The following is an 8,104-nucleotide window of genomic DNA, read 5'->3' on the forward strand; positions in this document are numbered from 1 at the left end:
GGCATTATCTTCCGTGACGTGACGAGTTTAGTTGAAAACGGCGCGGCATTTTCGGCGACTATCGACTTACTTGCAGAACGTTTTAAAGATGCTGGTTTTACTAAAGTTGCTGGCACAGAAGCGCGTGGTTTTATTTTTGGTGCTCCGTTAGCAAAAGCACTTGGCCTTGGTTTTATTTTAGTGCGCAAACCGAACAAATTACCGCGTAAAACAATTGAACAAAGCTATGAGTTAGAATACGGTACAGATACATTACAAATTCACGTAGATGCTGTAGACGCTGGCGATAAAGTACTTATCGTTGATGATCTACTTGCAACTGGCGGAACAATGGCGGCAACTGTTGCACTGATCCGTCAACTTGGCGGTATTGTTGAAGATGCGGCATTTGTTATCTCATTACCTGATCTTGGTGGTGAAGCTGTATTAAATAATCTTAATGTTAATATTACCAAATTAGTTGATTTTGACGGCGTATAATCCGCTATCATTCTAACTATCATGATTAGCTGGTGGTACTCGTCAGCTATTTTCAGCCCCCGAGCATATTAGTGCTTATCAATATTAAGTAATCATTGAACTGTTATGAGTTATCAAGTTTTAGCGCGTAAATGGCGCCCGCATAATTTTCAGCAAGTTGTTGGTCAACAACACGTGCTGACCGCTTTAGTTAATGCGCTAGAGCAAGACCGTTTACACCATGCTTATTTACTCAGTGGTACTCGCGGTGTGGGTAAAACCACTATCGCCCGCATTTTAGCCAAAAGCTTAAACTGTGAGAAAGGCATTACTAGTAAACCATGCGGTGAGTGTTCAACATGCGTCGAGATTGATCAAGGCTGTTATGTCGATCTGCTCGAGATTGATGCTGCATCACGTACCAAAGTCGAAGATACGCGTGAATTACTTGATAATGTGCAATACAAGCCTGCTCGCGGCCGTTTTAAAGTGTACTTAATCGATGAAGTACACATGCTTTCTAAGCACAGTTTTAATGCGTTATTAAAAACGCTAGAAGAACCACCTGAATACGTGAAGTTCTTGCTGGCAACCACAGATCCACAAAAATTGCCGATTACCATCTTATCGCGTTGTCTGCAGTTCCATTTAAAAGTATTAACGATTGAGCAAATCTCTCAGCAGCTAGTGCATATTTTATCGCGTGAACATTGCCAGTACGAATTGTCGGCATTAAATTCAATTGCGAAAGCTGCTGATGGCAGTATGCGTGATGCGTTGAGTCTAACCGACCAAGCATTATCCCATGGCGCAGGTGAAGTATTACACCAAACGGTGTTGGATATGTTGGGCACGCTCGATCACACCCATATGTTGCAACTACTGCGCTTAATTGTCAGTGGTGATGCCAATAACTGCATGGCAAAAATTGCCGAAGTCAGCTCGTTAGGGCCTGACTTCGACCAACTGCATGTCGAGCTAGCCAGCTTGTTACACCGTATTGCCATGGCGCAAATTTTGCCATCATCTGTGGTTGATAGCGAAAATGCAGATAAAGTCAAAGCCTTGTGTGATGAAATGTCACCCGAAGATGTGCAGCTGTATTATCAAATCACCTTAACAGGTCGTAAAGAACTGCCGCTTGCACCAGATCCACGTAGTGCGTTAGAAATGACGATATTACGTATGCTGGCTTTCCGTCCACAAGGTCGTTTGCAAGCACCTGAAAGGGATGTGACTCCAGCACCAGTGGCTATTGCCCCGATTGTTGCTGAAAATGTTACTGCAGCTGTTGAACCAACACCGCAAGTACCGATGCAACAGCAGCAAGTACAGCCAGCACAAGAACAACAAGTTCAACCAGCAGCACAAGCGCAACAACAGCAGGCACAACCAAGCTATTCTGCAGCGGTTCCAGCGGTTAACGAAGTTGCTTCAACGCCTGTCGTGGCGGAACCGAGCAATGAAGCGGTTGCAAATTTAAACCTAGAACAAAATGAGCTATTACAAGCAGCGCAAGAGATGGGACATGTTGAGCCTCAGGGTTATACTCCTGCGCCAACTAATGAAGCTCCTCAACTGCTTAATGTGCCAGCGATGCATGCTGAGCAACAGCCGTTGGCACAAGAGTCAAAGCAAGTACTTGAACAAGTCGTTGCACCTGAGCAAGCTCCAGTAGCAGAAAACAGCGTCGACCAAGGGCGTAAAACCCGTAACTTTTTGCGTAGCCGTTTAGGTACCACTGCAAAAAAGTCGACAGCGGCGAAGAGTGAACAGGCTCAATCGTCGTATGTACCGCCGAAAAAAGCGGTAGCACCTGTTATCCAGCATACACCCGCTAGGCAGAGTCGTTTTAACGCCACTGTAAGCCAACCTATACAGCAACAACAAACACAGCAACAGTCTCCACCGACATGGGACGAATTGCCACCACTTGATTCGTATCAGGACCAAGGTAACGATCCAGACCAAGGACAATACCAAGATCAAGGCCCTGCTCATTATCAAGGTCAAGATAGCTATCAAGGTCAAGGCAATTTACAGAGCCAAGGGCAGGGTGGTTATAACAACCAAATGCCAGCGCAAGGTTTTGCAGAGCCAGCAGTACGTCAAATTGATCGTTTCAGTCAGGTTAAGGTTGATATTAATGAGCTGTCACCGGCTTTTCAGTCGCAAAAACCAGCTAAGTCAACAGCGACTACGCCGTTAGATAATAAGCTTCGTGATGAAACCGACCCATGGTGTTGTTATATTAATCAGATGAGCTTAGGCGGACGTGTACGTCAATTGGCATTGCACAGTGTGATGGAACAGGAACCTGGTCGTATTACTTTGACCATGAACCCAGATCAACGGTACTTTACCAATGATAAGTCTCGTCAGCAGTTAACTGAAGCGCTCCAGCAAGTGTTATCTGAGCCCGTTGAGTTAGTGATTAACTTTGGTGAAAACCCAAACAAATCAACACCTGCGCAGCTTGAAGAAATAATTTATCAACAACGTTTAGCGAATGCGACTAAAAACTTGTATGATGATAAGTATATTCAGTTCTTTATGAACCGTCTCGGCGCTGTCATTGATGATAGTTCAATAGTGCCGTTATAGCGCCGTTATAATTTTTATTGTGTTGATAACAATAGTTATCAGCCTTGATTTTTTTCCAGTAATACCCATATAGTATGGATATTCAATGCGCAACAATCAGTATTCATTTATTGTTGTTCGCGGTAAACAATAGAAAGAGAGTTTAATATGTTTGGTAAAGGCGGAATGGGCGGGCTAATGAAGCAAGCTCAACAAATGCAAGACAAGATGGCTAAAGTACAAGAAGACCTAGCTAATATGGAAGTAGTTGGTGAATCTGGTGCAGGCATGGTTAAAATCACTATGACTGGTAGTCACAATGTACGTCGTGTAGAAATCGACCCTGAGTTGATGGAAGACGATAAAGAGATGTTAGAAGATCTTATCGCTGCTGCAATCAACGATGCTGCTCGTCGTGTTGAAGAAGAAAATAAATCAAGAATGGCTGATGTTACTGGCGGTATGAAATTACCACCAGGTATGAAAATGCCTTTCTAAGTTGAAAGACATTTAATATCAGTACTAAGCTCCAGCTTTACTTTCATGGTTTAGCTGGAGTTAAATTTTCCCCGTTTTATTGTTAGTTCATTTCTACAAATATTCAGATATTCAATTCCTTAAAATGTACTCGCAATGGTAAAGTTTACCCATTACCATGTATAGCTATCCAATTTAAATAAGTAATCATCTATGTCTAATCCCCCTTGTCCAAAATGCCAATCAGAATTCGTTTACCAAGATCAAAGCCATCTTGTTTGCCCTGAATGTGCACATGAATGGAACCCGTCGGAAGTGCTTGTTGAAGATTCATTTTTCGTAAAAGACGTCAACGGAACGCTGTTGCAAGAAGGTGATAAGCTTACGTTAGCGAAAGATCTTAAAGTCAAAGGTAGTTCTCTGGTTCTAAAAATTGGTACAAAAGCGATTATCAAACGCATAATCGAAGGTAAAGATCATCAGTTAGATTGTAAAGTAGATGGCGCTGGTGAAATGATGGTGACGGCGAAGTTTGTAAAAAAAGCCTGAGTTAATATCGGGTAATAAGTATCTAAGGCTGTCTAGTCCAGTTTTGTTTAGAGGTTTAACACTAAGCCGTTTATGCCCCCAAAGTTTGTTAGAGCTTCAACTCACAGGTTTTAGCTAACTCATTCCTCAGCTATCACAATCCGGTACTACATCCATCATGACCATTTACAGTAATAGGAGGTCATGATGGTAGTAAAGAATTCACATCTCGTACACGGTGCTAAGAAGCCATTTAGATTAGAAATTAATGATAATCAAATGCAACTAGCTCTCTTAAATTTGGTAATAGATAGTAAGCTGTGTTCATGTGAATTATTTAGAATGAAAGTGGGGGATATTTTACTAATCCCACTCAGCCTCTTTATTATTTGTGGGCATAGTTTATAACGGTCTGTCGATAAAGTGACAACAAGCGCTCATCATCTACCGCTATTCCCACCCGTTGTGGCTTATGGCTGTCCCATTCATCGTGCATATACTCACGTTTATCAAATTTTTGTATGGTCATACCTTCCGCAGGGCCATCGGTGACTACACGCACTGGTCCTTCTCGTAGGGCAAATAGAGACGGGTCTATCACATAGGCGATGGCCGATGGATCATGCACATGACAGCCTTCTAGGCCCACCTTCTCGGAATAGAACTTTAAGTAATAACGGCTGATATCCCAGATAAACTGACCAACTTCACCAGCATCGTCCCTAAGGCGATCAAGATAGTCTTTGGTAAAGAAGCTTTGCTCTGTAACATCCAGACCTATGATCACGACGGGCCAAGACGCACCGAAGACCATATCTGCGGCGTGGGGATCATCATGAATATTGGCTTCGGCATAGGGAGTGACATTACCTCGGTGATTATTAACACCAAATGCACCGCCCATCACCACCACTTCTTTCACCAGGGTCACAATTTCGGGAGCAGCCTCCAATGCCAGTGCCAGATTGGTCAGCGGACCTACTGCCACCAGTGTAATTTCACCGGGTTCAGCTCTTAGGGCATCGATAATGTATTGATAAGCAGGACGCGGATCGGCCACTGTGGATAATTCGGCAGGCGCTTGCACATCGCCTAAGCCAGACGCACCATGTACGATAACCGTAGCCCCAACTGGCGGACGAACGATAGGTTTCGAGGCGCCCTTGGCTACATCAGCCTGCAAGTTATACTTTTGCTTTAGAAAAAGCGCGTTATGAGTGGCATTTTCTATGGTGGCATTACCATAAACACAGGTTATGGCCTTAAGCTCTATTTCTGGGTGCGCTTCGGCAAAAATTATTGCCATCGCATCGTCAATGCCCGGATCGGTATCCAGAATGATTTTTGTTGTCATAAATACTGCAATTCCAACTAAATAAAACGTGTAAGATACCCATATCACGCAGAATTAAACGTGATATACCACTAAAAAAAGTAACTTACATCAGGTTTAGTTTGATAACGGAGCCTGTATTATATCAAAGAGTGTTTTTATAAATCTTACCGTCTTTTACTATTACTTTGAACTTAGTTTTATATTCGTTTAATACGCTATGATTGTTATATAACTTATTATCAGCAGCATTAAAAATATTTACATTATTGAATAGAATTTTATTTACTGGCTCTTCGGCAGCAGACACTGTTACCGTGGCAAAGCCTGTTGCTATAATGGCGGCTGCGATTTGCTAGACAAAAATATGTTGTGACTAATAAACAATTAGTTACAACCTATTTACCTATGTGCCTATTAAACAAAAATGGCGAATTATTTGCGCCGTTGGTATTGTGATTAATCAGTGGTTTATAGTGTATTTTGGTATATGTAGCTGTTTTTCACGATGGTCCACATTCGATCCGGTGAATAAAAGCTAGCTTGATATATGCTCTCTAACTTGGCGACAGCTTATCTATTTTTTGTCCGTACATGTTATCAAAACCAGGGATGTTCTGTTCCCATATTGGTACTTCTTCCCCGATGATAGATTTAAGCGTGTTAATGAAGAGTTTAGTTTTGATAGGGGCGTTTCTATGCGGATACACAGCATAAAAAGTACCGAAATCATCTAAATTAAGCTGCGTCATTATCGGGATAAGCTTGCCCTCCAATATTTCAGCTTCAATCATTTGTGCGGTCGCTACGGCTAGCATGTTCCCTGCAACCGCAGTTTTAATCACCATTTCAACATCATTCACTTTATAACCCACATTCAATTGCAGCTGCTTAGCTTCTTTGTTGGCATCTAAGTAGGCAAATTTATCGATTAAAAGCCCTGGAGCAGCGTAGACAGCTGCGGGTAATGTTTCTAATTGAGCTATAGTTTCAATTTCACCGTGTTTTTTGATGAACGCAGGAGAGGCAACTATCAGTAGTCGGTTACGTGCTATTTTTCGGATAATTAGGCTCGAGTTTTTTGGTTTTCCGATACGAAAACCAATATCAAAGCCTTCACTGACCAAATCCATAAAACGGTCTTCTAAGCGTAATTCAACGTCAACATCAGGGTACTGTTGCTGAAAGACTGTCACTGCCTGCTGCACATACTGGCGGCCAAACAAGGCCGAACTGGTGATCCGCAATACGCCTTTGGGTTCGGAATGATAATTCTGCGCCAGCCGACGTGTGTCATTTAACAGCGTCCGCAATAATTTGGCTTGTTTCACCATCTCATTACCCGGAGCAGTCAAAGAGAGTGAACGTGTAGTCCGGTTGAGTAGGTGTACATCAAGGTCTTGCTCTAATCGGGTTATATGTTTCGAGATAACTGATCTGTCGACATTTCTTTGTTCGGCGACTTTAGTAAATGAACCAAGTTCAACCACTTCAAGAAGCAATAATAATTGACTAGATATATCCATACGGTCCTTTGTTGCATTTTTGGCATCAATGATGTGCCTATTTGAGCATTTTTCTTCGCTAACAACAAGATTATAGTAGCAACACATGAAGGGTTACAGCGAATTAGCCCATTAAAATAAATGAGGAAGATACCATGAAAACATTATCAATCAGCCACAACGACAGTATTGCAACAGTTACTATTAATAACCCACCCGTTAATGTATTAACGATAGACCTTATCAATGAAATAAATGCGTTTGTTTTATCGTTAAAAGATGACCGTAAAACTAAAATCGTGGTATTCAAATCACTACATGAACAGTTCTTTTTAGCTCATTTAGATCTAAATGTGATTAACGGCACTCAGGGTGGGCAGGCTGCTTCTATTGAATTTAATCACATGATCACCAACATCAAAGCCATGAAACAGCTTTCTGTTGCCGCAATCGATGGTGTGGCTCGTGGAGGCGGTAATGAGTTTGTAATGGCTTGTGATTTAGCTTACGCCACTGAAAATTCAGCATTTGCGCAACCAGAAATTCACGTGAATATTCCAACTGGTGGTCAAGGTGCAGTGCAGTTTGCGAGAAGACTTGGTAAAAACAAAGCATTGCAGGCACTACTACTCGGTAATGACTTCACTGCGCAGCAGGCCGAAGCACTAAACATCATTACTCAGTATGTTCCTAAAGCAGAAATGGAAGGCTTTTTAGCGCAGGTTCTTGGTGTTATTAGTCAGTTAGAAATTCGCGATATCGTTATGTATAAAGAAATCATCGCCGCTTCTATTATCGATGAAGCAGCCGGTGCAGAGCTAGAATTACGCTACTTCTTGGAACGTGCAAAAGAAAACAAAACTCAGGCAATTATAGGTGCGTTTATAAAACACGGTGGCCAAACTGAGCGTGAAGCAAAGGATATTCAAGGTATCTTTGTAGATACAGCCGCTGAGCTTGCAAAATAGTTAAAAGTTAAAAGTTAAAAGTTAAAAGTTGTAAAAGTAGCTGTATGAAAGTTTATGGCTACTTTTTATGACGATTCAGGCCGCAATTATATAAATATTAATTAACGCTAAAATATTAGACAAATAAGAGGTGATAAATGAGGTACCAAGGCAATATATACCGACCACCACCAGAACATGATGCATACATTTTACAATGCACTATCGGCTGTTCATACAATAAATGTACCTATTGCGCGATGTATAAAGAC

At 41.9% G+C, this 8,104-nt stretch carries 7 protein-coding genes; 5 read left to right on the forward strand and 2 right to left on the reverse strand.

All coding sequences use genetic code 11. The features are described from left to right. From apt to QNK26_RS15180, 4 genes are all read left to right on the forward strand, one after another. On the forward strand, window positions 1-480 hold a 480-nt coding region (gene apt, locus QNK26_RS15165; RefSeq protein ID WP_319224590.1), incomplete at its 5' end, for an adenine phosphoribosyltransferase. A gap of 105 nt (window positions 481-585) precedes the next feature. Then, complete coding sequence (gene dnaX / locus QNK26_RS15170) at window positions 586-3,063, forward strand: DNA polymerase III subunit gamma/tau (RefSeq protein ID WP_319224592.1); 2,478 nt, start codon at window positions 586-588, stop codon at window positions 3,061-3,063. 147 nt (window positions 3,064-3,210) lie between these two features. After that, window positions 3,211-3,540: a YbaB/EbfC family nucleoid-associated protein gene (locus QNK26_RS15175; RefSeq protein ID WP_319224595.1), complete on the forward strand. Its 330-nt coding sequence runs from the start codon at window positions 3,211-3,213 to the stop codon at window positions 3,538-3,540. Between the two features lie 192 nt (window positions 3,541-3,732). Next, complete coding sequence (locus QNK26_RS15180) at window positions 3,733-4,068, forward strand: zinc ribbon domain-containing protein YjdM (protein ID WP_319224597.1); 336 nt, start codon at window positions 3,733-3,735, stop codon at window positions 4,066-4,068. Between the two features lie 364 nt (window positions 4,069-4,432). Here the strand turns inward: QNK26_RS15180 and QNK26_RS15185 are convergent, their stop codons facing one another. Both QNK26_RS15185 and QNK26_RS15190 read right to left on the reverse strand, forming a co-directional pair. Further along, on the reverse strand, window positions 4,433-5,401 hold the full coding sequence (locus QNK26_RS15185) for a nucleoside hydrolase (protein ID WP_319224599.1): 969 nt from the start codon (window positions 5,399-5,401) through the stop codon (window positions 4,433-4,435). A gap of 536 nt (window positions 5,402-5,937) precedes the next feature. Continuing rightward, the gene (locus QNK26_RS15190) at window positions 5,938-6,906 is read right to left on the reverse strand and encodes a LysR family transcriptional regulator (protein ID WP_319224601.1); all 969 of its coding nucleotides are present in this window, start codon (window positions 6,904-6,906) and stop codon (window positions 5,938-5,940) included. Between the two features lie 134 nt (window positions 6,907-7,040). Between QNK26_RS15190 and QNK26_RS15195 the strand changes: the two genes are divergently transcribed. Next, window positions 7,041-7,853, forward strand: coding sequence for an enoyl-CoA hydratase/isomerase family protein (locus QNK26_RS15195; RefSeq protein ID WP_319224603.1), 813 nt, complete (start codon window positions 7,041-7,043; stop codon window positions 7,851-7,853). Window positions 7,854-8,104 lie beyond the last annotated feature (251 nt).

Origin of the sequence: Moritella sp. (genome assembly GCF_033791185.1) — a bacterium.
Lineage (GTDB): Bacteria > Pseudomonadota > Gammaproteobacteria > Enterobacterales > Moritellaceae > Moritella.

What these genes read in the sequence shown, in the direction of transcription:
- dnaX (WP_319224592.1), top strand. Translation starts at nt 586, where the DNA reads ATGAGTTATCAAGTTTTAGCGCGTAAATGGCGCCCGCATAATTTTCAG.
- QNK26_RS15190 (WP_319224601.1), bottom strand. Translation starts at nt 6,906, where the DNA reads ATGGATATATCTAGTCAATTATTATTGCTTCTTGAAGTGGTTGAACTT.
- QNK26_RS15185 (WP_319224599.1), bottom strand. Translation starts at nt 5,401, where the DNA reads ATGACAACAAAAATCATTCTGGATACCGATCCGGGCATTGACGATGCG.
- QNK26_RS15175 (WP_319224595.1), top strand. Translation starts at nt 3,211, where the DNA reads ATGTTTGGTAAAGGCGGAATGGGCGGGCTAATGAAGCAAGCTCAACAA.
- QNK26_RS15180 (WP_319224597.1), top strand. Translation starts at nt 3,733, where the DNA reads ATGTCTAATCCCCCTTGTCCAAAATGCCAATCAGAATTCGTTTACCAA.
- QNK26_RS15195 (WP_319224603.1), top strand. Translation starts at nt 7,041, where the DNA reads ATGAAAACATTATCAATCAGCCACAACGACAGTATTGCAACAGTTACT.